The 25,965-nt window shown below is 61.9% G+C and carries 23 protein-coding genes; 13 read left to right on the top strand and 10 right to left on the bottom strand.

From position 1 onward, the window contains the following. Positions 1–5: 5 nt before the first annotated feature. On the top strand, positions 6–926 hold the full coding sequence (choX, locus tag QMK50_RS14130) for a choline ABC transporter substrate-binding protein (protein ID WP_095165097.1): 921 nt from the start codon (positions 6–8) through the stop codon (positions 924–926). Positions 927–1,016: 90 nt separating this feature from the next. Then, entirely contained in the window at positions 1,017–2,585 is a 1,569-nt protein-coding gene (locus QMK50_RS14125; protein WP_320333332.1) for a SulP family inorganic anion transporter, read from the top strand. A gap of 1 nt (position 2,586) precedes the next feature. On the opposite strand, the gene aroE is transcribed toward QMK50_RS14125, so the two are convergent. Beyond that, entirely contained in the window at positions 2,587–3,408 is an 822-nt protein-coding gene (aroE, locus tag QMK50_RS14120; protein WP_159992956.1) for a shikimate dehydrogenase, read from the bottom strand. An 85-nt stretch (positions 3,409–3,493) separates the two neighbouring features. Continuing rightward, the gene (hemF, locus tag QMK50_RS14115; protein WP_095165094.1) at positions 3,494–4,411 is read right to left on the bottom strand and encodes an oxygen-dependent coproporphyrinogen oxidase; all 918 of its coding nucleotides are present in this window, start codon (positions 4,409–4,411) and stop codon (positions 3,494–3,496) included. Between the two features lie 164 nt (positions 4,412–4,575). Here hemF and QMK50_RS14110 point away from each other — a divergent pair, with 164 nt between their 5' ends. After that, on the top strand, positions 4,576–5,553 hold the full coding sequence (locus QMK50_RS14110; protein ID WP_320333331.1) for an NADPH:quinone reductase: 978 nt from the start codon (positions 4,576–4,578) through the stop codon (positions 5,551–5,553). A gap of 107 nt (positions 5,554–5,660) precedes the next feature. Here QMK50_RS14110 and QMK50_RS14105 read toward each other — a convergent pair whose 3' ends face one another. Then, positions 5,661–6,218, bottom strand: coding sequence for an L-threonylcarbamoyladenylate synthase (locus tag QMK50_RS14105; protein ID WP_095165092.1), 558 nt, complete (start codon positions 6,216–6,218; stop codon positions 5,661–5,663). Positions 6,219–6,285: 67 nt separating this feature from the next. Beyond that, positions 6,286–7,398: a DNA-processing protein DprA gene (dprA, locus tag QMK50_RS14100; RefSeq protein WP_320333330.1), complete on the bottom strand. Its 1,113-nt coding sequence runs from the start codon at positions 7,396–7,398 to the stop codon at positions 6,286–6,288. 324 nt (positions 7,399–7,722) lie between these two features. On the opposite strand from dprA, the gene def reads away from it, so the two are divergent. From def to QMK50_RS14075, 5 genes are all read left to right on the top strand, one after another. Continuing rightward, positions 7,723–8,229 (top strand): peptide deformylase, encoded by a 507-nt coding sequence (gene def, locus QMK50_RS14095; protein WP_095080986.1) that lies wholly within the window; start codon positions 7,723–7,725, stop codon positions 8,227–8,229. Between the two features lie 74 nt (positions 8,230–8,303). Beyond that, positions 8,304–9,251: a methionyl-tRNA formyltransferase gene (gene fmt / locus QMK50_RS14090; protein WP_159992950.1), complete on the top strand. Its 948-nt coding sequence runs from the start codon at positions 8,304–8,306 to the stop codon at positions 9,249–9,251. After that, entirely contained in the window at positions 9,248–10,558 is a 1,311-nt protein-coding gene (gene rsmB, locus QMK50_RS14085; protein WP_320333329.1) for a 16S rRNA (cytosine(967)-C(5))-methyltransferase RsmB, read from the top strand. Before fmt ends, rsmB begins: the two co-directional genes overlap by 4 nt. A 22-nt stretch (positions 10,559–10,580) precedes the next feature. After that, positions 10,581–11,954 (top strand): Trk system potassium transporter TrkA, encoded by a 1,374-nt coding sequence (gene trkA / locus QMK50_RS14080; protein WP_095165088.1) that lies wholly within the window; start codon positions 10,581–10,583, stop codon positions 11,952–11,954. Between the two features lie 88 nt (positions 11,955–12,042). Further along, entirely contained in the window at positions 12,043–12,360 is a 318-nt protein-coding gene (locus QMK50_RS14075; protein ID WP_320333328.1) for a hypothetical protein, read from the top strand. 99 nt (positions 12,361–12,459) lie between these two features. Here the strand turns inward: QMK50_RS14075 and QMK50_RS14070 are convergent, their stop codons facing one another. Both QMK50_RS14070 and QMK50_RS14065 read right to left on the bottom strand, forming a co-directional pair. Then, positions 12,460–13,347 (bottom strand): lysophospholipid acyltransferase, encoded by an 888-nt coding sequence (locus tag QMK50_RS14070; RefSeq protein ID WP_095165086.1) that lies wholly within the window; start codon positions 13,345–13,347, stop codon positions 12,460–12,462. Positions 13,348–13,389: 42 nt separating this feature from the next. Next, positions 13,390–13,947, bottom strand: coding sequence for a DNA-3-methyladenine glycosylase I (locus QMK50_RS14065; RefSeq protein ID WP_095165085.1), 558 nt, complete (start codon positions 13,945–13,947; stop codon positions 13,390–13,392). A gap of 81 nt (positions 13,948–14,028) precedes the next feature. Here QMK50_RS14065 and glyQ point away from each other — a divergent pair, with 81 nt between their 5' ends. The 4 genes from glyQ to QMK50_RS14045 all read left to right on the top strand — a co-directional run bounded on the left by glyQ (position 14,029) and on the right by QMK50_RS14045 (position 18,427). Next, positions 14,029–14,982, top strand: coding sequence for a glycine--tRNA ligase subunit alpha (gene glyQ / locus QMK50_RS14060; protein ID WP_008155694.1), 954 nt, complete (start codon positions 14,029–14,031; stop codon positions 14,980–14,982). Beyond that, the gene (glyS, locus tag QMK50_RS14055; protein WP_320333327.1) at positions 14,979–17,033 is read left to right on the top strand and encodes a glycine--tRNA ligase subunit beta; all 2,055 of its coding nucleotides are present in this window, start codon (positions 14,979–14,981) and stop codon (positions 17,031–17,033) included. Before glyQ ends, glyS begins: the two co-directional genes overlap by 4 nt. Positions 17,034–17,039: 6 nt before the next feature. Then, positions 17,040–17,573: a D-glycero-beta-D-manno-heptose 1,7-bisphosphate 7-phosphatase gene (gene gmhB, locus QMK50_RS14050; protein WP_095165083.1), complete on the top strand. Its 534-nt coding sequence runs from the start codon at positions 17,040–17,042 to the stop codon at positions 17,571–17,573. Between the two features lie 83 nt (positions 17,574–17,656). Beyond that, positions 17,657–18,427: a lysophospholipid acyltransferase family protein gene (locus tag QMK50_RS14045; protein WP_095165082.1), complete on the top strand. Its 771-nt coding sequence runs from the start codon at positions 17,657–17,659 to the stop codon at positions 18,425–18,427. Between the two features lie 177 nt (positions 18,428–18,604). On the opposite strand, the gene QMK50_RS14040 is transcribed toward QMK50_RS14045, so the two are convergent. The 3 genes from QMK50_RS14040 to QMK50_RS14030 all read right to left on the bottom strand — a co-directional run bounded on the left by QMK50_RS14040 (position 18,605) and on the right by QMK50_RS14030 (position 22,575). Next, positions 18,605–20,911 carry a CHASE2 domain-containing protein gene (locus QMK50_RS14040; RefSeq protein WP_320333326.1) on the bottom strand — a complete coding sequence of 769 codons (2,307 nt, stop codon included), beginning with the start codon at positions 20,909–20,911 and terminating at the stop codon, positions 18,605–18,607. A gap of 18 nt (positions 20,912–20,929) precedes the next feature. Then, positions 20,930–21,913 (bottom strand): FecR domain-containing protein, encoded by a 984-nt coding sequence (locus QMK50_RS14035; RefSeq protein ID WP_320333325.1) that lies wholly within the window; start codon positions 21,911–21,913, stop codon positions 20,930–20,932. 371 nt (positions 21,914–22,284) lie between these two features. Beyond that, entirely contained in the window at positions 22,285–22,575 is a 291-nt protein-coding gene (locus QMK50_RS14030; protein WP_320333324.1) for a hypothetical protein, read from the bottom strand. 190 nt (positions 22,576–22,765) lie between these two features. Between QMK50_RS14030 and QMK50_RS14025 the strand changes: the two genes are divergently transcribed. Further along, positions 22,766–23,476 (top strand): response regulator transcription factor, encoded by a 711-nt coding sequence (locus QMK50_RS14025; RefSeq protein ID WP_095165078.1) that lies wholly within the window; start codon positions 22,766–22,768, stop codon positions 23,474–23,476. A 68-nt stretch (positions 23,477–23,544) separates the two neighbouring features. Here the strand turns inward: QMK50_RS14025 and gyrB are convergent, their stop codons facing one another. Then, complete coding sequence (gyrB, locus tag QMK50_RS14020) at positions 23,545–25,962, bottom strand: DNA topoisomerase (ATP-hydrolyzing) subunit B (RefSeq protein ID WP_095165077.1); 2,418 nt, start codon at positions 25,960–25,962, stop codon at positions 23,545–23,547. Positions 25,963–25,965: the final 3 nt, after the last annotated feature.

The raw sequence follows: 25,965 nt of genomic DNA, 5'->3' as shown, positions 1-25,965 counted from the left end.
AGCGCATGCAAAGGTTATCCACAGTAGTGACCGCCGGGTTACTGATGCTTGGCAGTGTTTCGGCCTGGGCCGAGCAACGTTGCGACACCGTGAAGATGGCCGACCCCGGCTGGAGCGACATCGCCGCGACCAACGCGATCACCAGCGTGCTGCTTGAGGGCATGGGGTACAAGGCCAAGATCGATACCCTGGCGGTGCCGATCATCTTTGGTGGCCTCAAGGACGGTCAGGTCGATGTCTTCCTCGGTAACTGGATGCCAGCCCAGCAGGGCTTCTATGACAAGTTCGTGGCCAGCGGCGAGGTCACCCAACTGGCGAAGAACCTCGACGGCACCGAGTTCACCCTGGCAGTTCCGGACTACGTCTGGGAGGCCGGCGTGCATGACTTCGCCGACCTGAACAAGTACGCCGAGCAGTTCGACAAGAAAATCTACGGCATCGGCTCCGGTGCACCGGCCAACCTCTCGTTGCAGGACATCATCAAGAAAAACGACTTCGACCTGGGCCAATGGAAGCTGGTGGAGTCCAGTGAGCAGGCGATGCTCGCGGAAGTCTCGCGCGCAGTGAAGAAACACAAGTTCGTGACTTTCCTCGGCTGGACTCCACACCCGATGAACGTGCAGCTGAAAATGCGCTACCTCAAGGGCGGTGAGAAGTACTTCGGCGACACCGGCAGTGTCCACACCCTGACCCGCAAGGGTTATGCCCAAGCCTGCCCGAACGTCGGCAAACTGCTGAGCAACCTGAGCTTCACCCTGGACATGGAAAACAGCATCATGGCCGAGGTGCTGAACAACAAGGTCAGCAACACCGAGGCCGCCAAGGCTTGGCTCAAGGCCAACCCGGCGGTGCTGGACAAGTGGCTGGACGGGGTGCAAACGGCAGACGGCAAAGAGGCATTGCCGGCGGTCAAGGCCAAGCTCTAAGCACTGGCCCACTGGATTGTTCCTGCACACACGTGGGAACAATCACCTTTGCCCTGATACTCTTTGGCAAAAGCCCATTCGCGAGGATTCATGGCACTCCCCAGCCGCCATTCGCTCTTTCCCTTTCTCCGCTGGCTGCCCCGGCAGACCCGCGCCAGCGTCGGCCGCGATCTTGTCGTCGGGCTGAGCGGGGCGATTCTGGCGCTGCCACAATCGATTGCCTACGCACTGATTGCCGGCCTGCCGCCGGAGTACGGCTTGTACGCCGCCATCATCCCGGTGCTGATTGCCTGCCTCTGGGGCTCCTCCTGGCATCTGATCTGCGGCCCTACGGCGGCCATCTCCATCGTCCTGTACGCCAGTGTCAGCCCGCTGGCCGTGCCCGGTTCCCAGGACTACGTCACCCTGATCCTGTTGCTGACTTTCCTCGCAGGGGTGTTCCAGTGGCTGCTCGGCCTGCTGCGGTTCGGCGCCCTGGTGAACTTCGTCTCGCATTCGGTGGTGCTGGGCTTCACCCTCGGTGCCGCGGTGGTCATCGCCCTCGGGCAACTACCAAACTTGCTGGGGCTGGACCTGCCCAGCCAGGCCACGGCACTCGACAGCCTGGTGTCGCTGGCCAGCCATCTGCATGAGCTGGACAAACCCTCGTTGGCGCTGGGCCTCGGCACATTGGCGCTGGGTGTCGCCCTGAAGCTGTGCCTGCCGCGCTGGCCGAGCCTGTTGATCACCCTGGTACTGAGCAGCCTGGTGGTCTGGCTGTGGCCCTCGTGGTTCGGTCATGTGCAACGGGTCAGCGCGTTTGTCGGGCGACTGCCACCGTTCAGCCCCTTGCCCCTGGATCTGGACTTGATCCTGCGCCTGCTGCCCAGTGCCGTGGCGGTCGGCATGCTGGGACTGGTCACCAGCCTGTCGATTGCCCGCTCGCTGTCGACACGCTCGCAACAGTTGCTCGACGCCAATCAGGAAGTCCGCGCCCAGGGTTTTTCCAACATCGTCGGCAGTTTTTTCTCCGGCTCACTGTCGGCCGGCTCCTTCACCCGCTCCGGCTTGAGTTATGAAGCCGGGGCCTGCTCACCGCTGGCGGGCGTGTTCTCGGCGCTGTGGGTAGCCCTGTTTGCACTGGCCGGAGCAAAACTCATCGCGCACATCCCGATCCCTGCCATGGCCGGCAGCATTCTGTTGATTTGCTGGGGCCTGGTGGACCACCGCGGCATTCGGGCGCTGTTTCGGGTCAGCCGTGCCGAGTTTGCGGTGATGGCGCTGACCTGCGTCGCCACGCTGCTGCTGGAGCTGCAAACGGCAATCTACGCCGGTGTGCTGGCCTCGCTGTTCTTCTACCTCAAACGCACCTCACAGCCCCGCGTACAGCAATGGCGAGAGGGCGATGAAGAGATTCTGCGGGTCGGCGGTTCGATCTTTTTCGGCGCCAGCCATTACCTGCAAGTGCGCCTGCAGCGCACCCAGGGCCTGGCGGTGGTGATCGAGGCGCAATACATCAACTTCATCGACTATTCCGGTGTGGAAATGCTCCACCAGGAAGCCCGCCGCCTGCTCAGGCAGGACCGCAGCCTGACCTTGCGTCGGGCGCGAGGGCATGTGGTCGAAGAGTTGCGCAAACTCGAAGGCGCGGAGAAATGCCCGATCCGCTTCGAGGATTGAACTACAGCGCCAATTGCCGGCGCAGTTCAGCCAACACTGGTGCCGTGTCCGGACGCACCCCGCGCCACAGGAAGAAGGCTTCGGCGGCCTGTTCGGCGAGCATGCCCAGGCCGTCCAGTGCCATGGCGGCGCCATGGGCACTGGCCCAGCGGCAGAAGGATGTTGGCTCCTTGCCGTACATCATGTCGTAGCACAGGGTCTTGCCGGGTTCGATCAGGCTGCTGGCGATCGGCGGTACATCGCCTGACAGGCTGGCCGACGTGGCGTTGATGATCAGGTCCACTGGCTCGCGCAGCCAATCGAAGCCGCTGGCCGAGACCGGGCCCAGATCGGCGAACAGCTCGGCCAGCAGCTCGGCTTTTTCCACCGTGCGATTGGCGATGATCACTGAGGCCGGATGCTCGGCCAACAACGGCTCCAGCGCACCGCGCACCGCGCCACCGGCGCCGAGCAACAGGATGCGTTTGCCGTGCAGGCTGAATCCGGCATTGACCGTCAGGTCTCGAACGAGCCCGGCGCCATCGGTGTTGTCACCCAACAGGCTGCCGTCGGCCAACTTGCTCAGGGTATTGACCGCCCCGGCCCGTTGCGCACGGGCCGTCAGTTGGCTGGCCAGGCGGTAGGCCTCTTCCTTGAAGGGCACCGTGACATTGGCCCCGCGCCCTTCAGCGAAAAATGCCGTGGCACAGCCGGAAAAATCATCGAGCGGTGCCAGCAGGGTGTTGTAGTCCAGTTGCTGTGCCGTCTGCTGGGCAAACAGGCGATGGATCAACGGCGACTTGCTGTGGCCAATCGGGTTACCGAAAACGACGTACTGATCCATCTCAAACCCTCTTGGAGCGCGCCCCTGCAGGCGCTTTTGTGCTCAACCACTTAGCGTTGTGTGCCGGCTATCCGGCGCCTGCAGATCAGGCCGAGCCCGCCAGCCAATCGCGGTCTTGCAGGAAGTACTCCGTCAGGCGCGCTTCTTCACTACCCGGCTCGGCCTTCCAGTCGTAGGCCCAGCGCACTTGCGGTGGCAGCGACATGAGGATCGACTCGGTACGCCCGCCCGACTGCAGGCCGAACAGCGTCCCACGGTCGTAAACCAGGTTGAATTCGACGTAGCGACCACGGCGAAATTCCTGAAATTCACGCTGTTGCTCGGTGTAGGCCTGGGCCTTGCGGCGCTGCACGATCGGCAGGTACGCCTCGATGTAGGCATCGCCGATGGCGCGGATGAACGCGAAGCAGGTGTCGAAATCCCACTCGTTCAGGTCATCGAAAAACAAGCCGCCGATACCCCGGGGCTCGTTGCGATGCTTGATGTGGAAATAGCTGTCGCACCACGCCTTGTAACGGCTGTAGACATCCGGCCCGAATGGCGCGCAGGCCTGGGCGGCGACACGGTGCCAATGCACGCAGTCTTCTTCGTTGCCGTAGTAAGGGGTCAGGTCGAAGCCGCCACCGAACCACCACACCGGCTCTTCACCGGGTTTTTCCGCGATGAAAAAGCGCACGTTGGCGTGGGACGTCGGCACGTGAGGGTTGTGCGGGTGGATCACCAGTGACACGCCGAGGGCCTCAAAGCCGCGTCCAGCCAACTCCGGCCGGTGTGCGCTGGCCGAGGGCGGCAGGCCGCTGCCAAACACGTGGGAAAAGTTGACGCCGCCTTTTTCGATCACCGCGCCATTTTCGATCACCCGCGTCCGTCCGCCACCGCCGGCTGGTCGGGTCCAGGCGTCTTCGACAAAGCGCGTGCCGCCGTCTTCTGTTTCCAGCGCGGCACAAATGCGGTCTTGCAGGTCGAGCAGGTAGGCTTTAACGGCTTCGGTGCGGGTAGTCATGGCATCACCTTGAATCGGGCAAAGCTACGCGGCGCTCGATCAGAACGGCAGCCGACGCAAATGGGCGCGTAGCATAACACTGCACCCGGGCCTGCCACAGTTGACGAAGATCAAGCTTAGGAGTCCGATAGGACCCTACGCAAAACCACCCAAGGAGAGTGCAGATGGCCAAACGAATCCAGTTCCGTGCCCATGGCGGCCCCGAAGTGCTTGAGTACGTGGACTATCAGCCGGCCGAGCCGGGCCCGCAGCAGGTGCGCGTGAGCAACAAGGCCATCGGCCTGAATTTCATCGATACCTATTTTCGCAGTGGCCTGTATGCGCCTCCAGCCTTGCCATCGGGCCTGGGCGCCGAGGGTGCCGGCGTGGTCGAGGCCGTCGGCAGCCAGGTCAGCCGATTTAAGGTCGGCGACCGCGTGGCCTATGGCAGCGGCCCACTGGGGGCCTACAGCGATGTACACGTACTGCCGGAAGCCAACCTGGTGCATCTGCCCGAGGCCATCAGCTTCGAACAGGCCGCCGGTGTAATGCTCAAAGGTCTGACGGTGCAATACCTGCTGCGTCAGACCTATGAACTCAAGGCTGGCGAAACCATCCTGTTCCACGCCGCTGCCGGCGGTGTCGGTTCGCTGGCCTGCCAATGGGCCAAGGCCCTGGGCGCGAAGCTGATCGGCACCGTCAGTTCACCGGAAAAGGCCGCACTGGCCAAGGCCAACGGCGCTTGGGCGACCATCGACTACAGCCATGAAAATGTCGCAGAGCGGGTACTGGAACTGACTGACGGCAAGAAGTGCCCGGTGGTCTACGACGGCGTCGGCAAAGACACCTGGCTGACCTCCCTCGACAGCACTGCACCCCGTGGGCTGGTGGTGAGTTTCGGCAATGCGTCGGGGGCGGTGGACGGGGTGAACCTGGGAATTCTCTCGGCCAAGGGTTCGCTGTACGTCACCCGACCGACCCTGGCGACCTACGCCAACAATGCAGAGAACCTGCAGCGCATGGCCGATGAGCTGTTCGAGATGATCATCAGTGGTCAGTTGCGGGTTGATATCAGCCAGCGTTATTCGCTGGCTGAAGCGGCGAAGGCCCAGACCGAGCTGTCGGCTCGACGTACCACTGGCTCGACCATTCTGCTGCCCTGAGAGTTACTGCCTCAGACAGGAGGTCTTCGCTGGCGGCTGGCGGCTTGCTCGCGAAGTGGCGTACGCGAGCAAGCTTTGCTCCTGCAGCGAACCGCAGCAGCGCGATCTCAGTCCGGACGCACCACGTGGCCGGTCGCCAGGTCGCGAATCACGCTGGGGTTCCTGCGCCCGCCGAGTTGGCCGCCCAACACCAGGTCGACTTGCCCACGGAAATATTGCTCGACGCGAATCCGCGTGCGCGCCGCCGGCCGTCCCTGAGGGTTGGCGGACGTCGACACCAGTGGCCCGACCAACGCACACAGATCGCGCACCTGCGGGTGATCGCTGACGCGCAGGGCCACGGTTTCGTGAACCCCGGTGATCCATTGCGGCAACATGTTCTGGTGGGGCACCAGCCAGGTATTCGGCCCTGGCCAGGTGCTGGCCATCCGATCGAGCCACAACTGCGGGAAGTCATCGAACAGGAAGTCGAACTGGCGAATATTGTCGGCTACCAGGATAAGGCCCTTCTCCACCGAGCGTCCCTTGATCGCCAACAGGCGATACACCGCCTCTTCATCCCAAGGGTCGCACCCCAGGCCCCAGACGGCTTCGGTTGGATAGGCAAGCACCGCCCCTGCGCGAATTCCTCGTGCGGCTTGTTGCACACGCCAACTGTTGACCATGACCGACTCTCCAAAATAAGGCTGTGCGCAGTTTACCCATCTTCCTTATAAATCCCAGTGCATGAACCTAGCTTAGGCGGGCAAACCAGCGTCCGCCTTCCGCCACCGCCCGACCTTCCATTTCCAGCTCGGTCAGCGCCACCAGCACTTTGGGCAAGGCCCAGCCGCTGGAGTCGGCCAGGGCTTCGCTGGTATGGGGCGCGGCAAACAGCAGGCACAACAGCGGGTGATCGAGTTCGGCTGGGACCGGGGCCATGACCGGGGCGACCGGCAGGTACTGCCAGCCACGCAAGCCTTCGAGAATATGCTCGATGGTCTCCACCAGGGTTGCCCCATCGCGAATCAACTGGTGGCAGCCTCGGGCAGCGGGGTGATGGATGGAGCCGGGAATCGCATAGACCTCGCGCCCTTGCTCTGCCGCCAGCCGGGCGGTGATCAACGAACCACTGGCGACACTGGCCTCGACCACCAGCACGCCCAGGGACAAACCACTGATGATCCGGTTACGCCTTGGAAAGTGGCTGGCGTGCGGCCCGGCATCCAGGGCAAATTCGGAAACCACCGCGCTACCCTGGGCAATCATCGCCTCGGCAAGGGCGCGGTTGCGCTGTGGATAAAATTTTTCCAGGCCAGTACCCAGCACGCCCACCGTCTGCCCTCCAACATCCAGCGCGGCCTGGTGCGCAGCCGCATCGATGCCCAGCGCCAAGCCACTGGTGATCACAAAACCGGCGCCTGCCAGGCTGCGGGAGAACGCCGCCGCGGTGTCCATTCCCGGCCTGGAAGCGCGACGGCTGCCGACCATCGCCAGTTGCGGTTTTTCCAGGATCGACGGATCCCCGGCGACAAACAACAAGGGCGGCGGGTCACTGATCTCGGCCAGCAACGCGGGGTAACCGGGCTGGTCAATCATCAGCAAATGCTGGCCCTCACGCTCTAGCCAGGTCATTGCGTGATGCGCGCCATCACGAATCAACGGGCTGCGCCGGGCCTCTGCGCAGGCGGCGGGCAAACCCAGGGCGCGCCAGGCACTGGCCGGGGCGCTGATGGCTTTGGAGGCCGAACCAAAGGCTTGCAGCAACTTCTGAAAACGCCGCGGCCCCAGTTCAGGCAGGAGGTGTAAACGCAGACGAGCTTCCAGTTCCGCCGGCGAAACCGGCAGGGATATAGACGACGGCATAAGATCATCCTTGATCGTAATTGCGCCTGACGAGCCAGGAACAAGCTGTGGATAAGTCTGTTGGTAACTTGTTGAGTGTTTTCCCGCCCAGAGGCCCTGGAGGGCAGGGATTTTTGCCCTGCGTGCAGGCTGTGGCGGGCGACGGCCAAAGGTTTGTGATTTCCCTCACGCAGTGAATCCCTTTATTATGTGGGCTCGCGTAAAACGCCAGAGCCGGCATGGCTCGCTCCCGCGAGGGGGCTTCGTTTTACAGCCATCGCCAGCCTCTGCGGACTGCCAGGCGATCGGCCCTGACCTTACTTCACACGTGCAGCAATTACGCTTATGGCCATTTTGAACATCCTCGAATTCCCCGACCCGCGCCTGCGCACGATCGCCAAACCGGTGACCGTAGTGGACGACGAAGTGCGGCAGTTGGTCGATGACATGTTTGAAACAATGTATGAAGCGCCAGGTATCGGCCTTGCGGCGACCCAGGTCAATGTGCACAAGCGCATCGTGGTCATGGACTTGTCCGAAGACCGCAGTGAACCGCGGGTGTTCATCAACCCCGAGTTCGAGACCCTGACCGACGAAATGGACCAGTACCAGGAAGGCTGCCTTTCGGTACCCGGCTTCTACGAAAACGTCGATCGCCCGCAGAAGGTCAAGATCAAGGCCCTGGATCGCGACGGCAAGCCGTACGAACTGATCGCCGAAGGCCTGCTGGCGGTGTGCATTCAACATGAATGCGATCACCTCAACGGCAAATTGTTCGTCGACTACCTGTCCACGCTCAAACGCGACCGGATCAAGAAGAAGCTGGAAAAGCTCCATCGCCAGAACGCTTGATTCCTTTCTTCCAAAGGCTTGCTGCGGCAAGCCTTTTTCTTTTGTGACTGCTTCTGAAACCGAGAGCCTCCTCAATGCGCATCGTCTTTGCCGGCACCCCCGAATTTGCCGCCGAACACCTCAAGGCCCTGCTCGACAGCCCTTACGAGGTCGTGGCGGTCTACACCCAACCGGACCGTCCGGCAGGTCGTGGGCAAAAGCTGATGCCAAGCCCGGTCAAGCAACTGGCCCTGGAACACAACATTCCAGTATTCCAGCCGCCAACCCTGCGCAATGCCGACGCCCAGGCCGAACTGGCCGCGCTGCAGCCGGACCTGATGGTAGTGGTCGCCTATGGCCTGATCCTGCCGCAGGTGGTGCTGGATATCCCACGCCTGGGTTGCATCAACAGCCATGCTTCCCTGTTGCCGCGCTGGCGCGGTGCGGCGCCGATCCAGCGCGCCGTCGAAGCGGGCGATGCGCAGAGCGGCGTCACCGTGATGCGCATGGAGGCGGGGCTCGACACCGGGCCGATGCTGCTCAAGGTGAGCACTGCGATCAGCGGCCAGGACACCGGCGGCACCCTGCATGACCGACTTGCCGAGATGGGCCCGCCCGCAGTGCTGCAGGCGATTGCCGGATTGGCCGCCGGTACCCTGCAAGGCGAAGTGCAGGACGACAGCCTCGCCACCTATGCGCACAAATTGAACAAGGACGAGGCGCGCATCGACTGGAGCCGCCCGGCGGTCGAACTGGAACGCCTGGTACGCGCCTTCAACCCATGGCCGATCTGCCACAGCACCCTCAATGGCGAGGCCCTGAAAGTCCTGGCCGCCCACTTGGCCGATGGCCAAGGCGCCCCGGGCGAGGTGCTCGGCGCCAGCAAGGACGGCCTGATCGTCGCCTGCGGTGAGCAAGCGCTGTGCTTGACCCGCCTGCAATTGCCCGGTGGCAAGGCCCTGAACTTCAGCGACCTGTTCAACAGCCGCCGCGAGAAATTTGCCCTGGGCACCGTGCTCGGCCAGTCGGTGGACGCGCAATGAACCCACGTCTGGCTGCCGCCAAGGCACTGGCCGCTGTCCTCAGTGGCAAAGCGTCCCTCAACAGCTCCCTGCCGACTCAACTGGACAAGGTCGAAGACCGCGATCGCGGCTTCACCCAGGACCTGGCCTTCGGTACCGCACGCTGGCAGCCACGCTTGTCGGCGCTGGCGGGAAAACTCCTGCAGAAGCCCTTCAAGGCGGCGGATGCCGATGTCGAGGCGTTGCTGCTGGTCGGCCTGTACCAACTGCTCTACACCCGGGTGCCAGCCCACGCCGCCATCGGTGAAACCGTGGGCTGCGCCGACAAGCTGAAAAAGCCCTGGGCCAAGGCCCTGATCAACGCCGTGCTGCGCCGCGCGCAACGTGAAAGCGAAGCGCTGTTGGCCGAACTCGAGCACGACCCGGTAGTACGCACCGCCCATCCACGCTGGCTGCAAAAATCCCTCAAGGCCTTCTGGCCCCTGCAGTGGGAAGCCATTTGCGCCGCGAACAACGCACACCCTCCGATGATTCTGCGGGTCAATCGCCGCCATCATGACCGCGCTGCCTACCTGCAGTTGCTGAGCCAGGCCGGGGTAGCCGCTCAGCCGTGCACCTTCAGCCAGGACGGTATCGTGCTCGAGACCCCGACTGATGTGCGCAGCCTGCCGGGCTTCAGCGAAGGCTGGATCAGCGTGCAGGACGAAGCGGCGCAACTGGCCGCCGAACTGCTGGACCTGGCGCCGGGCCAGCGAGTGCTCGACGCCTGCTGCGCACCCGGCGGCAAGACCTGCCATATCCTCGAAGTCGAGCCTGGGCTGGCCGGTGTGGTGGCGGTGGACCTCGAAGCCAAGCGCCTGGTACGGGTCAAGGAGAACCTCGAACGGCTGGGCCTGAGCGCCGAGCTGATCGCCGCCGATGGCCGCGACACCCAGGCCTGGTGGGACGGCAAGCCGTTCCAGCGGATTCTACTCGACGCGCCTTGTTCGGCGACGGGCGTAATTCGCCGGCACCCGGACATCAAGCTGACCCGCCAACCCGATGACATCGCCGCGCTGGCCGTGCTGCAAGGCGAACTGCTCGACGCGATGTGGCCAACCCTCGAGGTAGGCGGCATCTTGCTGTACGCCACCTGCTCGACACTGCCGACCGAGAACACCGACGTGATCGCAGCCTTCCTCGCGCGCACCCCCGGCGCTCGCGAACTGGACATCGCCAGCCAGGCCGGCATCAAGCAACCCCATGGTCGCCAGTTGCTGGCGCAAGAGGGTGGCCATGACGGGTTCTATTACGCCAAGCTGATCAAGATTGCCGCCGCGCGCGGTTAACCGGTTTTAAGGGAGTAGACGGATGAAGATCATCATCCTCGGCGCAGGGCAGGTGGGTGGATCACTGGCAGAACATCTGGCCAGCGAAGCGAACGACATCACTGTGGTCGACACCGACGGCGAACGCCTGCGCGATCTCGGCGATCGCCTCGACATCCGCACGGTGCAAGGTCGCGGCTCGTTGCCTACGGTGCTGCGCCAGGCCGGCGCCGACGACGCCGACATGCTGGTGGCCGTGACCAACAGCGACGAAACCAACATGGTCGCCTGCCAGGTCGCCCATACCCTGTTCCACACCCCGACCAAGATCGCCCGGGTGCGCGAGGCGTCCTACCTGACCCGCGCCGAGCTATTCGACAATGACGCGATTCCGGTCGATGTGCTGATCAGCCCGGAACAAGTAGTTACCAACTACATCAAGCGCCTGATCGAGCACCCCGGTGCGCTGCAGGTGATCGACTTTGCCGAGGGCAAGGCCCAGTTGGTGGCGGTCAAGGCCTACTACGGCGGACCGCTGGTAGGCCAGCAACTGCGCCAGTTGCGCGAACACATGCCGAACGTCGATACCCGGGTGGCGGCGATTTTCCGGCGTGACCGGCCGATCCTGCCGCAAGGCAACACCGTAATCGAGGCCGACGATGAAGTGTTTTTCATTGCCGCCCGAGCCAACATTCGCGCGGTCATGAGCGAAATGCGCCGCCTCGACGAAAGCTACAAGCGCATCGTCATCGCCGGTGGCGGGCAGATTGGCGAGCGCCTGGCCGAGGCCATCGAAAGCCGCTACCAGGTCAAGATCATCGAGATGAACCCGGCCCGCTGCCGCTATCTGTCGGACACCCTCGACAGCACCGTGGTGTTGCAGGGCAGCGCATCGGACCGCGACTTGCTGCTGGAGGAGAACATCGCCGACGCCGATATCTTCCTGGCGCTGACCAACGACGATGAAGCCAACATCATGTCTTCGCTGCTGGCCAAGCGCCTGGGTGCGAAGAAGGTCATGACCATCATCAACAACCCCGCCTATGTGGACCTGATCCAGGGCGGTGACATCGACATCGCCATCAGCCCGCAACTGGCGACCATCGGCACCTTGCTGGCTCACGTGCGTCGAGGCGACATCGTCAGCGTGCACTCACTGCGCCGGGGGGCGGCAGAAGCCATCGAGGCAATTGCCCACGGAGACGAGAAGTCGAGCAAGGTCATCGGCAAGGCCATCGAGAACATCGCATTGCCGCCAGGTACCACCATTGGCGCGATCATCCGCGACGAGGAAGTGTTGATCGCCCACGACGACACAGTGATCGAAGCCGGGGACCATGTGATTCTGTTCCTTGTGGATAAAAAGCATATTCGCGATGTGGAGAAGCTGTTCCACGTGGGATTGAGCTTCTTCTGATCGCGGATTTGCGGCGCCTGGGCGGGCCTCTTCGCGAGCAAGCCGCAAGCGGGCACCCGCTCCTACATTGGATTTAAGGAATTGAACCATGCTCGAATCCCTGGAAAAAATGCTCGCCAAAGGTGTGGATAACTCATTGCTGCGCTTCGGGCTGGGCAAGGGGTATCTGGATCTGGGAGAAAACGCCAAGGCCGCCGAACACTTCATGCGCTGCGTGGCATTCGATCCGAAATATTCTGCGGCCTGGAAGCTATTGGGCAAGGCTCAGTTGGCGCTCGCGGACTATCCGGCCGCGCGCCAGGCCTGGGAACAGGGCCTGGAAGCTGCTCGCGCCCATGGCGACAAGCAGGCCGAAAAGGAAATGACGGTGTTCCTGAAAAAGCTCGATCGCACGAGCGCCCTGTAAGGGCGCGGTGCTCTTGAGACCATCGCGGCTTTTGTGGGAGCGGGCTTGCCCGCGATGGTCGTCAACGATGACACGGGTATCCTGAAGCTCAGTGAATCTTCAGTACCAGCGCTCTTCACCCGGCGGACGCTTCTTGAAGCGCTTCATGCTCCACATGTACTGGCTCGGATACGCCCGCACATACCGTTCAACCACCTGGCTCATGGCCGCGCAGGACGTCTCGGTGTCGGTGCTGTACATCGCCTCGGGGGCGGCTTCCAGGATCACCTTGTAGCCCGAGCCGTCCGGCAGGCGCAGGGCGTGCAGGAATACCCCGACCGCCTTGCCGCCGGCGAGCATGTTCGGCACAAACTTGCTGGTCAGGGCCTTGGTGGCGAAAAAGGGCACGAAGATACCGGCCGATTCAGCCGGCTCCGGGTCAGCCGGGATCCCCACCGCGCCGCCTTTGCGCACTTCCTTGATGACACTGAGAATGCCTTCCTTGGTGGACGCCGCCACGCGATTGCCCAGTTGCACGCGCTGCTTGCGCAGCAGTTCATCCACCGCTTTGAGCTTGGGCGGACGGTAGAAAATAATCGGTTTGCACTGGCTGCAATAGAAGTGGTTGAGCACCTCCCAGTTGCCCAGGTGGCTGGTGATGCCGACTACGCCCTTGCCCGACGCCAGGGCTTCCTTGAGCACCTCCAGGCCTTCGACTTCACGCACCAGGTCGATCGAACGCTGGGCAGGCCAGATCCACGCGCAGGCGCTTTCGGTCAGGGACTTGCCGATGTCCTTGAGACTCTGGCCCACCAGGCGCTCACGCTCGGCGGGGTCCATTTCAGGGAAACACTTGGCCAGGTTGATGCGCACCACGTCGCGGGAACGGTTGGGGGTTTTCCACATGACCCAGCCAATCGCCGCGCCCACCGCTTGCACTGCCCGCCACGGGAGCAGGGCAAACAACCTTAGAGCGCCTACCAGCAAGGCGCCTTTAAACTTATCCACAGGTCACTCCTGTTGTCTGAATCCTGTTGCGAGCCGGCTATTCTAACCGCGCACCGCCAACTCGGCGTAACGATCACAATCGCGGGTGTGGTCCATGACCATGCCAGAGGCCTGCATCAGGGCATAACAAATGGTCGGCCCGACGAACGTGAAACCGGCCTTTTTCAGCCCGCGACTCATTTCCACGGCGACCGGGGTCACGGCCGGCACCTGGCTGCGATCCTGAAAATGGTTGATGGTCGGCACCCCGCCAACAAACGACCACAGAAAGCCCACCGGATCTTCCAGCGCCAGCCAGGCCTGGGCGTTGCGCCGGGCGGCATTGAGTTTCAGGCGGTTGCGGATGATCCCGGGATCGAGCATCAGGTCATCGATTTCGGCGTCGCTCATCTGCGCCACGCGCTGCACATCAAAGCCGTACAGCACCTCACGGTAGCGTTCGCGCTTCTTCAGCACAGTGATCCATGACAGTCCGGCCTGGAACCCTTCGAGCAAAAGCAACTCGAACAAGCGCTGCGCATCGCGTAGCGGTACGCCCCACTCCTGATCGTGATAGGCCATGTACAGCGGATCTTCGGAACACCAAAAGCAGCGTGGCATAAGGCTCCAGGGGGCGTGCGCACGAACGAATCGGGTATACTCCCGCTCTTTAAATCGCAGCCCAAGAAACAGGTGAATTTCGTGAGCCAGCCTACGCCAGCCGTGCGTACCTTCCAAGACTTGATCCTCGCCCTCCAGCAATACTGGGCCGAGCAAGGTTGTGTGGTACTTCAGCCCTACGATATGGAAGTAGGCGCCGGCACTTTCCATACCGCCACGTTCCTGCGCGCCATCGGCCCGGAAACCTGGAACGCCGCTTATGTGCAGCCCAGTCGTCGCCCGACTGACGGCCGCTACGGCGAAAACCCGAACCGTCTGCAGCACTACTACCAGTTCCAGGTAGTCCTGAAGCCGAACCCGGACAACTTCCAGGAGCTGTACCTGGGCTCCCTCAAGCACGTGGGCCTGGATCCGCTGGTGCACGACATCCGTTTCGTCGAAGACAACTGGGAATCGCCGACCCTCGGCGCCTGGGGTCTGGGCTGGGAAGTCTGGCTCAACGGCATGGAAGTGACCCAATTCACTTACTTCCAGCAGGCGGGCGGCATCGAGTGCTACCCGGTGACCGGCGAAATCACCTACGGCCTCGAGCGCCTGGCCATGTACCTGCAAGGCGTGGACTCGGTCTATGACCTGGTCTGGGCTGACGGCCCGATGGGCAAGGTGACCTACGGCGACGTGTTCCACCAGAACGAAGTGGAGCAGTCGACCTACAACTTCGAGCACGCCAACGTCGAGAAGCTGTTCGAACTGTTCGACTTCTACGAAAGCGAAGCCAAGCGCCTGATCGAACTCGACCAGCCGCTGCCGCTGCCAAGCTACGAAATGGTGTTGAAGGCCTCGCACACCTTCAACCTGCTGGATGCGCGCCGGGCGATCTCGGTGACCGCGCGTCAGCAATACATCCTGCGTGTGCGCACCCTGGCGCGTTCCGTTGCGCAAGCCTACCTGCTGGCGCGCGCCAAGCTGGGCTTCCCGATGGCGACACCGGACCTGCGTGATGAAGTACTGGCCAAGCTGGAGGCTGCACAATGAGTGCGCAAGATTTCCTGATTGAACTGGGCACCGAAGAGCTGCCACCCAAGGCCCTGAACACCCTGGCCGAGGCCTTCCTGGCCGGTATCGACAAGGGCCTGCAAGCTGCGGGCCTGGGCTATGAAGCCAAGCAGGTCTATGCCGCGCCACGGCGCCTGGCCGTGCTGATCAGCGCGCTGGCGACCCAGCAACCGGATCGCAGCATCAACCTCGACGGCCCGCCACGCCAGGCCGCGTTCGATGCCGAAGGCAACCCGACCCAGGCCGCCCTGGGTTTTGCCAAGAAGTGCGGTGTCGAGCTGAGCGAAATCGACCAGAGCGGCCCGAAACTGCGTTTCAGCCAGGTGATCAAGGGCAAGCCAACCGCCAGCCTGCTGCCGACCATCGTCGAAGATTCGCTCAATGACCTGCCGATTCCCAAGCGCATGCGCTGGGGTGCCCGCAAGGAAGAGTTCGTCCGTCCGACCCAATGGCTCGTCATGCTGCTGGGTGACCAGGTCATCGACTGCACCATCCTGGCCCAGAAGGCCGGTCGCGATTCCCGTGGTCACCGCTTCCACCACCCGGAAAACGTGCGCATCGGTTCGCCGGCAAGCTACCTGGCCGACCTGCGTGCCGCCTACGTGCTGGCTGACGCCAACGAGCGCCGCGAGATCATCAGCAAGCGCACCGAAGAGCTGGCCACCCGCCAGGAAGGCACGGCGATCGTTCCGCCAGCGCTGCTCGATGAAGTGACCGCGCTGGTCGAATGGCCAGTGCCGCTGGTGTGCTCGTTCGAAGAACGTTTCCTCGACGTGCCGCAAGAAGCCCTGATCACCACCATGCAGGACAACCAGAAGTACTTCTGCCTGCTGGATGCCGAAGGCAAGTTGCTGCCACGCTTCATTACCGTGGCCAACATCGAGAGCAAAGACCCGCAGCAGATCATCGACGGTAACGAGAAAGTGGTTCGCCCACGCCTGACCGATGCCGAATTCTTCTTCAAGCAAGACAAGAAGCAGAAACTCGAAGACTTCAACCTGCGCCTGCAGAACGTGGTGTTCCAGGAAAAACTGGGCAGCGTCTACGACAAGGCCGAGCGCGTTTCCAAGCTCGCCGCCTTCATCGCCCCGCACATTGGCGGCAACGCTCAATGGGCTGCGCGCGCGGGTCTGTTGTCCAAGTGCGACCTGGCGACCGAAATGGTCGGTGAGTTCCCGGAGATGCAAGGCGTCGCCGGTTACTACTACGCCCTCAACGATGGCGAGCCAGAAGACGTTGCCCTGGCCCTGAACGAGCAGTACATGCCGCGCGGTGCTGGCGCCGAGCTGCCGAGCACCCTGACCGGTGCGGCTGTGGCGATCGCCGACAAACTCGATACCCTGGTCGGCATCTTCGGTATCGGCATGCTGCCAACCGGCAGCAAAGACCCGTATGCCCTGCGCCGTGCAGCGCTGGGCGTGTTGCGCATCCTGATCGACAAGAAGCTGGAACTCGACCTGACCGACGCCGTGGCCTTCGCCGTGGCAGCCTTCGGGGCCAAGGTCAAGTCCGCAGGCCTGGCTGACTCGGTGCTGGAGTTCATCTTCGACCGCCTGCGTGCGCGTTACGAAGACGAAGGCGTGGACGTGGCTACCTACCTGTCGGTGCGTGCCCTGAACCCGGGTTCGGCGCTGGACTTCGATCAACGCGTGCAGGCGGTACAAGCCTTCCGTCAGTTGCCTGAAGCCGCCGCCCTGGCCGCGGTGAACAAGCGCGTGTCGAACCTGCTGAGCAAGCTCGAAGGCAGCGTACCGACCACGGTTGAGGCCAAGTACTTCGACAACGCCAACGAGTTCTCCCTGTACTCGGCGATCCAGCAAGCGGACCAGGCTGTGCAGCCAATGGCCGCCGCTCGCCAGTACCGTGAAGCACTGGCGCGCCTGGCAGCCCTGCGCGAGCCAGTGGATGCGTTCTTCGAAGCGGTAATGGTCAATGCCGAAGACGCCAACGTGCGGGCTAACCGTTACGCACTGCTGGCACGCTTGCGTGGCCTGTTCCTGGGCGTTGCCGACATTTCGTTGCTGGGGTAAGACCGTTTGAAACTGCTGATTCTCGATCGGGACGGGGTGATCAATCATGACTCCGACGCTTACATCAAGTCGGTGGCGGAGTGGATTCCACTGCCGGGATCGATCGCAGCCATCGCGCAGTTGAGCAAGGCCGGCTGGACGGTAGCGGTTGCTACCAACCAGTCGGGCATCGCTCGTGGCTATTACGATGTCGCCACCCTGGACGCCATGCATGCGCGCTTGCATACGCTGGTGGCCGAGCAGGGTGGCGAACTCGGCCTGATCGTCTACTGCCCCCACGGGCCGGACGCAGGCTGTGACTGTCGCAAGCCGAAACCCGGCATGCTAAAAACCATTGCCGCACATTACGACGTGCCGCTGACGGGCCTATGGTTCGTCGGCGACAGTCTCAGTGACCTGGAGGCGGCAAAAGCCGTCGACTCTCAGCCAGTCTTGGTAAAAACCGGTAAAGGCGCAAAGACTCAGGGCAAGACCCTGCCGGCAGGCACTTTGATTTTTGACGATCTGGCGGCGATTGCCGCAGAACTTATCAACAACTAGGGCGATTCTGACTTCCTGACCAAGGACTGTTCGGGAGCGCGCTTTTAGAAGGCGGGCACTGACCCGCAACGGTAATCGCGACCATGTCGATCTTGCAGGCAATCAGAACCTTTCTTTTTTACCTGCTGCTGGGCACCAGTTCGTTGCTGTGGTGCAGCCTGAGCTTTTTCATCGCGCCTTTCCTGCCGTTCAAGGCACGCTACCGTTTCATCAACGTCTACTGGTGCCGCTGCGCGCTGTGGCTGAGCAAGGTGTTCCTGGGCATCCGCTATGAAGTCAAAGGCGCCGAGAACGTCCCGGACCAGCCGTGCGTGATCCTGTCGAACCACCAGAGCACCTGGGAGACCTTCTTTCTCTCCGCGTACTTCGAGCCCTTGAGCCAAGTGCTCAAGCGCGAGTTGCTGTTCGTGCCGTTCTTCGGCTGGGCAATGGCCATGCTGCGCCCGATCGCCATCGACCGCGACAACCCGAAGGCCGCCCTCAAGCATGTCGCCAAGAAGGGTGACGAACTGCTCAAGGACAAGGTCTGGGTGCTGATTTTCCCGGAAGGCACCCGCGTACCGTTTGGTACTGTCGGCAAGTTCTCCCGGGGCGGTACGGCGCTGGCGGTCAACGCCCAGTTGCCGGTGCTGCCGATTGCGCACAACGCTGGCAAGTTCTGGCCGAAAACCGGCTGGGCGAAGAAGCCGGGGGTTATCACCGTGGTCATCGGAGCGCCAATGTACGCCGAAGGCAGCGGACCACGGGCCGTTGCCGAGTTGAACGACCGCGCTGCCGCATGGAATGAGCAGACCCAGCGCGACATGGGCTCACTGCCGCCACTGTCCGCTGCGGTGGATAAACAAGCGCAGTAATTCTGTGGATAACCTGTGCACGGATTTCCTGCTGAATGCTTTATTCTTTGTCTAACTTAATGATTTATATGCATATTTCTTAAGCTGATAAAACGCCGTAAAACGTGCATAAGTTTTCCTAGTGATAAAAAAACCGGCCATGGATGCCGGTTTTTTTATGCCCGTTCGAACCACCAATCAATCCCCCAGTAACGGCAACTCAACCCGGAAAGTCGTGCCCTCGGCGACCCGGCTTTGACAGAGGATCCGCCCGCCATGGCGATCCACTACCGCCTTGACCATCGACAGCCCCAGGCCCAAGCCTTCACTGCCCTGCGAGGATGCAAAGCGCCGGTACTGGCTGAACAGTTCGGGTAGCTCCTCAGCCGCGATACCCTGGCCCTGGTCACTGATCTCACAGCTGAGCCAGCCCTGTGCACAACTGACCCGCAGCCGTACCTGGCTCCCGGCCGGGCTGTACTTGATGGCGTTCTCCAACAGATTGAACAGGGCCCGGGTCAGCAGCGACTGGTCCGCCAGCACCATGCCTTCGGCTTCGTCATCCAGGTCATGCAGCAGCTCGATCTGTTTCAGCTGGGCGCTGCTCATGGCTTGATCGAATGCGTCGAGCACCAACATTGCGAACATGCTCGGCGCGAACTGATAGGCCTCCGATTCCGCCTTGGCCAGTTGTACGAAGGCTTCGGTCAGGCCCAGGGCCTTGCGCACCTGTAGCTCGATCTGACTGTGCAGGTGCGGGTCCGCGCTGCCTTGTTGATGCTGCACGTCGAGCAGGGCCAGGATCGCCGAGTGCGGCGCACGCAGATCATGGGAAAGAAAGCGCAGCAGCACCGCGCGCTGTTCCTCGGCCTCACGCTCAAGGCTCAGGTCGGTCAGGCTGAGCAGCCAGCCAATCGCCACGCCGCCTTCAGCCGGCAGCAACGGCGCCAGCTCCAGCCGCAGACTGCGTCCCTGGTGGTCGCGAAACTCGCTGCTGCCCAGGGTCGAAACCGCCGGCAAAGCCCCTTCCTCCAGCCCTGGATAACCTAGTCCGGCCAGGCGGGCCACCAGTGGCTCACCCACCAGGTCATCGGCGAACAGCGCGCGGGCATTGCGGTTGGCCAACAGCACTTGGCCATCCGGTCCGCTGATCAAGGTCGCCACTGGCAAGTACTCCAGGCCATCGGCAATAAACCGCCGAGTATCGCGGGTGCGACTCATGGCCTGTTCCAGGGCGACAATCTGTCCCTGAAGTACATCGCCAGCCGGGGCCGCTGTACGACGGCGCTCGGGGAGTACCTTGGGTTCGTTATCCAGCCTCTCCAGTTCCCAGCCGAAATAGGCGAGTACCGCATTCAGGCGACGCCAGTTCCAGATCAGATAGCCCAGTAGCATCCCCAGCAGGCTGGCCATCGGCGACCACCACCATCCTGCCCGCAGCAATAACGCAGAGACCAGCAGGGCACTCGCCATGCCGCCCAGGGTCAACCACAGCGCGCGCCGCGGCCGGAACAGCAGCAGGGCCAGCAGTCCGGCAACCAGGGCTGTGGATAAACTCAGCGTCCAGCCATTGCCCAGCACCAGGATGCTGCGCTTTTGCAGCAGGCCGTTGAGCAGATTGGCCTGGATCTCGATGCCCGGTGTGGTGCCGAGGCTCGCTGACTGTGGTGTCACATAGCGGTCGCCCAGGCCCGGCGCGGTGGACCCGATCAGAATCAAGCGGTCGCGCAACAGTTGCGCTGGCACGTCCCCACGCAACACGCTGGCGTAAGGCACTGTGGGAAATCCACCAGGCTGGCTGATGAACGGAATACGCACGCTATTGGCCCGTTGCCAGCCTTGCACCGTCTGCGGCGCAGACGAGCCGGGCAGGGCGGTAGGAGCGTCGGTGCTCGCTTGATAGAGCAGCCACGCCAATTGCGCTCGCAGTTGCGGCGCCGGACCTTCACGCAGGTAGACACTGCGTACCTTGCCGTCAGCGTCCGCTTCGGCATTGATGTGTCCGACCCCTTTGGCGCATTGGCTCAAGGGTGCCACGGGTTCGATCTCACCCAGTGGTTGGTCAAAGCGAGCGGCCCCTTCGCGCAGCAACGGAATGTACACATTGCCGGCCCGGCAGAGTGCCTGGGCCAGGCGCTGGTCATTCTCGGGGGAGGGGTCCGGCTCGCTGAAGATCACATCGAACAACACGCCCTTGGGCTCGGCCGCGGTCAACCGGTCGAGCAGGTCGGCGTGCACGGTCCGCGGCCAGGGCCACTTGCCGAGTTGCTGCAGGCTGTAGTCGTCGATGGTCACGATGAGAATGCGCGGGTCGACCGGCAGCGGGCTCAAGCGTCGCAGGTTGTCGTACAGCAAGTTGCTCAGGGTCAGGCCGTGGCTCAGGGACAATACCGCCGTCAGCGGCAGCAGGATCAGGCTGACCCCTAGCCATTCGCGGACCATTCGCCGAAACAATCGCTGCGCCTGGGTCGGCTCGCGACCTTCCTTCCTTGGCCAGCGCGTCATCGGCCCATCGCCGCGGCGCTATTGGACCCGTGAGGGGCTGGGGTAATAGAAGATGTCATATACCCCGGTTTCTCCTTCAAGCCCCTGCTGATCGAATGCCGAGAGCCGAACGTGATAATAAAACGCCTTCAATCCGCTGAAATTGATCTCTGGCGTAGCGGAAAACTGTTCCTGCTTGATGTTCATGAACCCGGTATCGGTGGCGACCTGGGCCCGATAACGCGTGGCGCCTTCCAGCGGTTTCATGATCAATTTCCAGACCGGTGTCGGGCCCGTCTGCCCGGCCTGGCCGAGCAATCGAGGGGCCGGGAGCAGGTCGCTGGGAGTCAACTTGCCTTCCTTCTGGATGCGCAGCCCCTGGCGAGCCATGACCTGTACTTCATCATCCGCGCGGGGAACGGGCAAGGGTTTGCCCGCAGGTTTTTTCGCCAGCTCATCCCGGTCCACGGCCACCTGGCCATTGAGCACCTCGAGCAGCGAGTGCCCGGTAGCATCGTTGCGCACCCGAAAGTGGGTACCGCGAACGCCGAGCACACCTACCGGTGTGACGATCTGGAAACGATCATAGTCGCTGGCGCGCTTGATCACATAAGACTCGACCTGACCTTGTTGCAGAAGGACCTGAGGCACCTTGAGCTCATCGTTGAGGCTCAGGGTGACCTGGGAGCTGGAGGGCAGGACGATACGCGAGCCATCACCCAGGGACAGGCTGACAAAGGCTGTAGGAGAAGTCTTCACGCCTTCCTCCTCATCCACCGTCATGCCTTCCTCCAGCGCCACCTGCTGGCCCTTGCGATCAAGCTTCCAGGCTTCGCCCGTCAGGTGTTCGACCGTAGCGGGCAGCGGTTGGCCGCGGCATTGCTGCTGGTCATCGATGTAGGGCAGGCGCTTGGCGCTGGAAGAGGCGGCAGTGGCGCTCTGGGTCAACGGACCGACCAGGCCTGCCACGAGCAACAGGCAAGTACCCAAGTGGCGACAGTGCAAGGAGGAGATTGGAGTCATGGGATTCGCTTTGGCGCATTTTCTGAAAATCTGTTCGAGCCGCTGAGTCAACAGCAGCACGCACCATACCTGACGGGGCGCTGCGCCAGGTAGGCAGATTTGCACAGACCTGAAGGGATTGAGGTGACACGTCCCTGTGTCGGCCGGATCTGCCAGGATCCAGCGTGGATCTTGAGCGGCTCCCTGTTTTCCCCCTGGACTGCAGACCGCAAGCGAACCGGCGATCGGCGGTCCCGCCAGGTTGGCGTCGACACTCCCTGTGTCGGAGCACTTCCGAATGCTCCATTGCCGCTCGACACTTACGAATTTACCTACACCAATGACCGAAAAGTCGATTCTGCATATTTGTTCAGAATTCTCCGTCCAGCCCTTCAGAACACCCAGCGCGGTTGGTCTTCCCGGGTTCGCAAACGCGTACCCTGGTCGCCGTCCTCGGCGCCGCTGACCGGGGCAAAGCCTCGTGAATCACTGAAGCCGACATTGATCACTGCCGGGCTGTAGTAGCGTGGCGCCTGCGCCACGGGCGCAGCCGCGGTGCTGGAGTTCACCGTGGGCGAAGCCATCCCCATACTGGTGAAAAATGCCAAACACAGGCACCGGGTCAGCACCACGCCCAAGGTCACCTTCGACATCCCGGCGCGAAGATCCAACCTGCTAACCATCGTTCCTTTCCTTGCGCCATCGAGTCAGATTTTGGCCAGTTACCGGCTAATTGATATCAGCGTAACCAGCCATCACTCGACCTGGAGCAAATCGCCATAATTGTTCAGATTCAACCAATCAGCCTAAACTCGCTCCGGCACGGCCTTGCCTTGCCCGTCCACACTTCACGAAATAAAGGAACGACCCCGAATGCGTGTCGCCATACTGGATGACGAACCCGCCGAGCTACGCCGGGTGGAACAGACACTGCGACAGATGCCGGAAGCCGGGGAAGACGCCTGGAGCTTGCACAGTTTCGAGCGCGGCGAGGAACTGTTGCGGCAACTGCGGCGCGAGACCTTTGACCTGTTGATCCTCGACTGGCAAGTGCCAGACCTCAGTGGCCTGGCGCTGTTGCGCTGGACGCGCGAGCATATGGAAGCCCCGCCGGCGGCGATCATGCTCACCAGCCGCGATGCCGAGAGCGATATTGTCCAGGCGCTTAACGCCGGGGCAGACGACTACCTCAGCAAACCCTTTCGCCCCAACGAGCTCAAGGCCCGGGTCAATGCGGTGCTGCGCCGCCATGGCGTGTTGCGCAACGCCGCCAGCGAAGTGCAGAGCTTCAACGACCTGGTGTTCGATGACGCCGAGCTCACGGTCACCCGTGCCGGTATCCCCATCAGTTGTACCGAGCGCGAGTACCGCCTGGCACGCTGCCTGTTCGCCAACCTGGGTCGACCGTTGTCCCGGGAATACCTGTACCAGCGTTTCTGGACCCATGAAGAAATGGTCTCTTCCCGACCGCTGGACACCCATATCTACCGCTTGCGCAACAAGCTGGGGCTGACCGCCGACCGGGGTTGGCAACTGCTGACGATCTACGGTTACGGCTATCGACTGGAAAGCGTCAGCGCCTGAAACCAGCGAGCAATAAAAAAGGCCAACGCGATGCGTTGGCCTTTTTGTTTACTGCAGGAGAAACCGGATCAGAAGTCCAGGTTCGACACTGCCAGAGCGTTGCTTTCGATGAAGTCACGGCGTGGCTCGACCGCATCACCCATCAGGGTGTTGAAGATCTGGTCCGCGCCAATGGCGTCTTCGATGGTCACTTTGAGCATCCGGCGCTGTGCTGGGTCCATGGTGGTTTCCCACAGCTGATCCGGGTTCATCTCGCCCAGACCTTTGTAGCGCTGGATGGTATGGCGCTTGGTGCTTTCGTTCATCAGCCACTCAAGGGCTTCCTTGAACTCGGTGATGGCTTTCTTGCGCTCGCCACGCTGGATGTACGCACCGTCGTCCAGCAGGGTGCTCAGTTGCGCGCCCAGGGAGACCACGGTCTTGTAGTCATTACTGCCGAAGAAGTCGCGGTTGAAAGTGACGTAGTTCGACAGGCCGTGGGAGATCAGTTCGACCTCCGGCAGCCAGACGTTACGCTCACGGTCTTCACGCAGGCTGGCCTTGTAGACCAGGCCCGACTTCTCGACGGTCCGCAGACGTACTTCGTACTGGGCCAGCCAATCCTGCATCGCTGCGTGATCGGACAACTGCTCCATGCTCACTGCCGGCAGGTAGATGAAGTGCTCCGTCAGCTCCTGCGGGTACAGACGCGACAGACGCTTGAGGGTCTTCATCACCAGGCGGAAGTCATTCACCAAGCGCTCAAGGGCCTCACCGGAGATACCTGGTGCGTCCTCGTTCAGGTGCAGGCTCGCATCTTCCAGGGCCGACTGCGTCATGTACTCTTCCATGGCGTCGTCGTCTTTGATGTACTGCTCTTGCTTGCCTTTCTTCACCTTGTACAACGGCGGCTGGGCGATGTAGATGTAGCCACGCTCGATCAGCTCCGGCAACTGACGGAAGAAGAAGGTCAGCAGCAGGGTACGGATGTGCGAACCGTCGACGTCAGCATCGGTCATGATGATGATGTTGTGATAACGCAACTTGTCGATGTTGTACTCGTCACGGCCGATACCGCAGCCCAGCGCGGTAATCAAGGTGCCCACTTCCTGGGAAGAGATCATCTTGTCGAAGCGTGCCTTCTCCACGTTGAGGATCTTGCCCTTGAGCGGCAGGATGGCCTGGGTGCGACGGTTACGACCCTGCTTGGCGGAACCGCCAGCAGAGTCACCTTCCACCAGGTACAGTTCGGAGAGGGCAGGGTCTTTTTCCTGGCAGTCCGCCAGTTTGCCCGGCAGGCCGGCGATATCCAGCGCACCTTTACGACGCGTCATCTCACGAGCTTTACGCGCCGCTTCACGGGCACGGGCGGCGTCGATCATCTTGCCGACTACCAGCTTGGCTTCGTTCGGGTTTTCCAGCAGGAAGTCCGAGAAGTACTTGCCCATTTCCTGTTCGACCGCGGTCTTCACTTCGGAAGAAACCAGCTTGTCCTTGGTCTGGGAACTGAACTTCGGATCCGGCACTTTCACCGAAATGATTGCGGTCAGGCCTTCACGCGCATCGTCACCAGTGGTGGCGACTTTGTGCTTCTTGGCCAGGCCTTCGGCTTCGATGTAGGTGTTCAGGTTACGCGTTAGCGCGGAGCGGAAACCCACCAGGTGGGTGCCGCCATCGCGCTGGGGAATGTTGTTGGTGAAGCACAACAGGTTCTCGTTGAAGCTGTCGTTCCACTGCAGGGCGATTTCCACGCCAATGCCGTCTTCACGCTGGATGTTGAAGTGGAACACCTGGTTGACCGCAGTCTTGTTGGTGTTCAGGTATTCAACGAACGCACGCAGGCCGCCTTCGTACTTGAACAGTTCTTCCTTGCCGCTGCGCTCATCCTTGAGGACGATACCCACACCGGAGTTGAGGAACGACAGTTCACGAATCCGCTTGGCCAGGATGTCCCAGCTGAAGTGGATGTTCTTGAAGGTTTCAGCCGATGGCTTGAAGTGGATCTGGGTACCGGTGGTCTCGCTTTCGCCAACGATCTTCATCGGCTCCTGCGGAACGCCGTGCACGTAGGTCTGTTCCCAGATCTTGCCGCTACGGCGAACGGTCAGGATCAGTTCTTCAGACAGTGCGTTCACTACCGACACACCTACACCGTGCAGACCGCCGGATACTTTGTAGGAGTTGTCGTCGAATTTACCGCCGGCGTGCAGCACGGTCATGATGACCTCGGCTGCCGAAACGCCTTCTTCTTTGTGCACGTCTACCGGAATGCCGCGACCGTTGTCGCGTACGGTGATCGATTCATCAGGGTGGATGATGATGCTGATGTCGTCGCAATGGCCAGCCAAAGCTTCGTCGATCGAGTTATCGACCACCTCGAACACCATGTGGTGCAGACCGCTGCCATCGTCTGTGTCACCAATGTACATACCGGGACGTTTGCGTACGGCATCCAGGCCTTTCAGCACTTTAATGCTCGTTGAGTCGTACGTATTTTCTTCGCTCATGCC

This window comes from Pseudomonas sp. P5_152 (assembly GCF_033989915.1).
GTDB lineage: Bacteria > Pseudomonadota > Gammaproteobacteria > Pseudomonadales > Pseudomonadaceae > Aquipseudomonas.
Note: the sequence above shows the minus strand (reverse complement) of the source record. Positions and strands in the feature narration are given on the sequence as shown.

Bases quoted from the DNA above. Each gene is read 5' to 3' on its own strand.
- gyrB (WP_095165077.1), bottom strand. From the start codon at position 25,962: ATGAGCGAAGAAAATACGTACGACTCAACGAGCATTAAAGTGCTGAAA.
- def (WP_095080986.1), top strand. From the start codon at position 7,723: ATGGCCATTTTGAACATCCTCGAATTCCCCGACCCGCGCCTGCGCACG.
- QMK50_RS14045 (WP_095165082.1), top strand. From the start codon at position 17,657: ATGTCGATCTTGCAGGCAATCAGAACCTTTCTTTTTTACCTGCTGCTG.
- QMK50_RS14030 (WP_320333324.1), bottom strand. From the start codon at position 22,575: ATGGTTAGCAGGTTGGATCTTCGCGCCGGGATGTCGAAGGTGACCTTG.
- hemF (WP_095165094.1), bottom strand. From the start codon at position 4,411: ATGACTACCCGCACCGAAGCCGTTAAAGCCTACCTGCTCGACCTGCAA.
- QMK50_RS14040 (WP_320333326.1), bottom strand. From the start codon at position 20,911: ATGACGCGCTGGCCAAGGAAGGAAGGTCGCGAGCCGACCCAGGCGCAG.
- QMK50_RS14075 (WP_320333328.1), top strand. From the start codon at position 12,043: ATGCTCGAATCCCTGGAAAAAATGCTCGCCAAAGGTGTGGATAACTCA.
- aroE (WP_159992956.1), bottom strand. From the start codon at position 3,408: ATGGATCAGTACGTCGTTTTCGGTAACCCGATTGGCCACAGCAAGTCG.
- QMK50_RS14105 (WP_095165092.1), bottom strand. From the start codon at position 6,218: ATGGTCAACAGTTGGCGTGTGCAACAAGCCGCACGAGGAATTCGCGCA.
- QMK50_RS14110 (WP_320333331.1), top strand. From the start codon at position 4,576: ATGGCCAAACGAATCCAGTTCCGTGCCCATGGCGGCCCCGAAGTGCTT.
- trkA (WP_095165088.1), top strand. From the start codon at position 10,581: ATGAAGATCATCATCCTCGGCGCAGGGCAGGTGGGTGGATCACTGGCA.
- QMK50_RS14125 (WP_320333332.1), top strand. From the start codon at position 1,017: ATGGCACTCCCCAGCCGCCATTCGCTCTTTCCCTTTCTCCGCTGGCTG.
- rsmB (WP_320333329.1), top strand. From the start codon at position 9,248: ATGAACCCACGTCTGGCTGCCGCCAAGGCACTGGCCGCTGTCCTCAGT.
- QMK50_RS14025 (WP_095165078.1), top strand. From the start codon at position 22,766: ATGCGTGTCGCCATACTGGATGACGAACCCGCCGAGCTACGCCGGGTG.
- fmt (WP_159992950.1), top strand. From the start codon at position 8,304: ATGCGCATCGTCTTTGCCGGCACCCCCGAATTTGCCGCCGAACACCTC.
- glyS (WP_320333327.1), top strand. From the start codon at position 14,979: ATGAGTGCGCAAGATTTCCTGATTGAACTGGGCACCGAAGAGCTGCCA.
- QMK50_RS14035 (WP_320333325.1), bottom strand. From the start codon at position 21,913: ATGACTCCAATCTCCTCCTTGCACTGTCGCCACTTGGGTACTTGCCTG.
- QMK50_RS14065 (WP_095165085.1), bottom strand. From the start codon at position 13,947: ATGCCACGCTGCTTTTGGTGTTCCGAAGATCCGCTGTACATGGCCTAT.
- choX (WP_095165097.1), top strand. From the start codon at position 6: ATGCAAAGGTTATCCACAGTAGTGACCGCCGGGTTACTGATGCTTGGC.
- dprA (WP_320333330.1), bottom strand. From the start codon at position 7,398: ATGCCGTCGTCTATATCCCTGCCGGTTTCGCCGGCGGAACTGGAAGCT.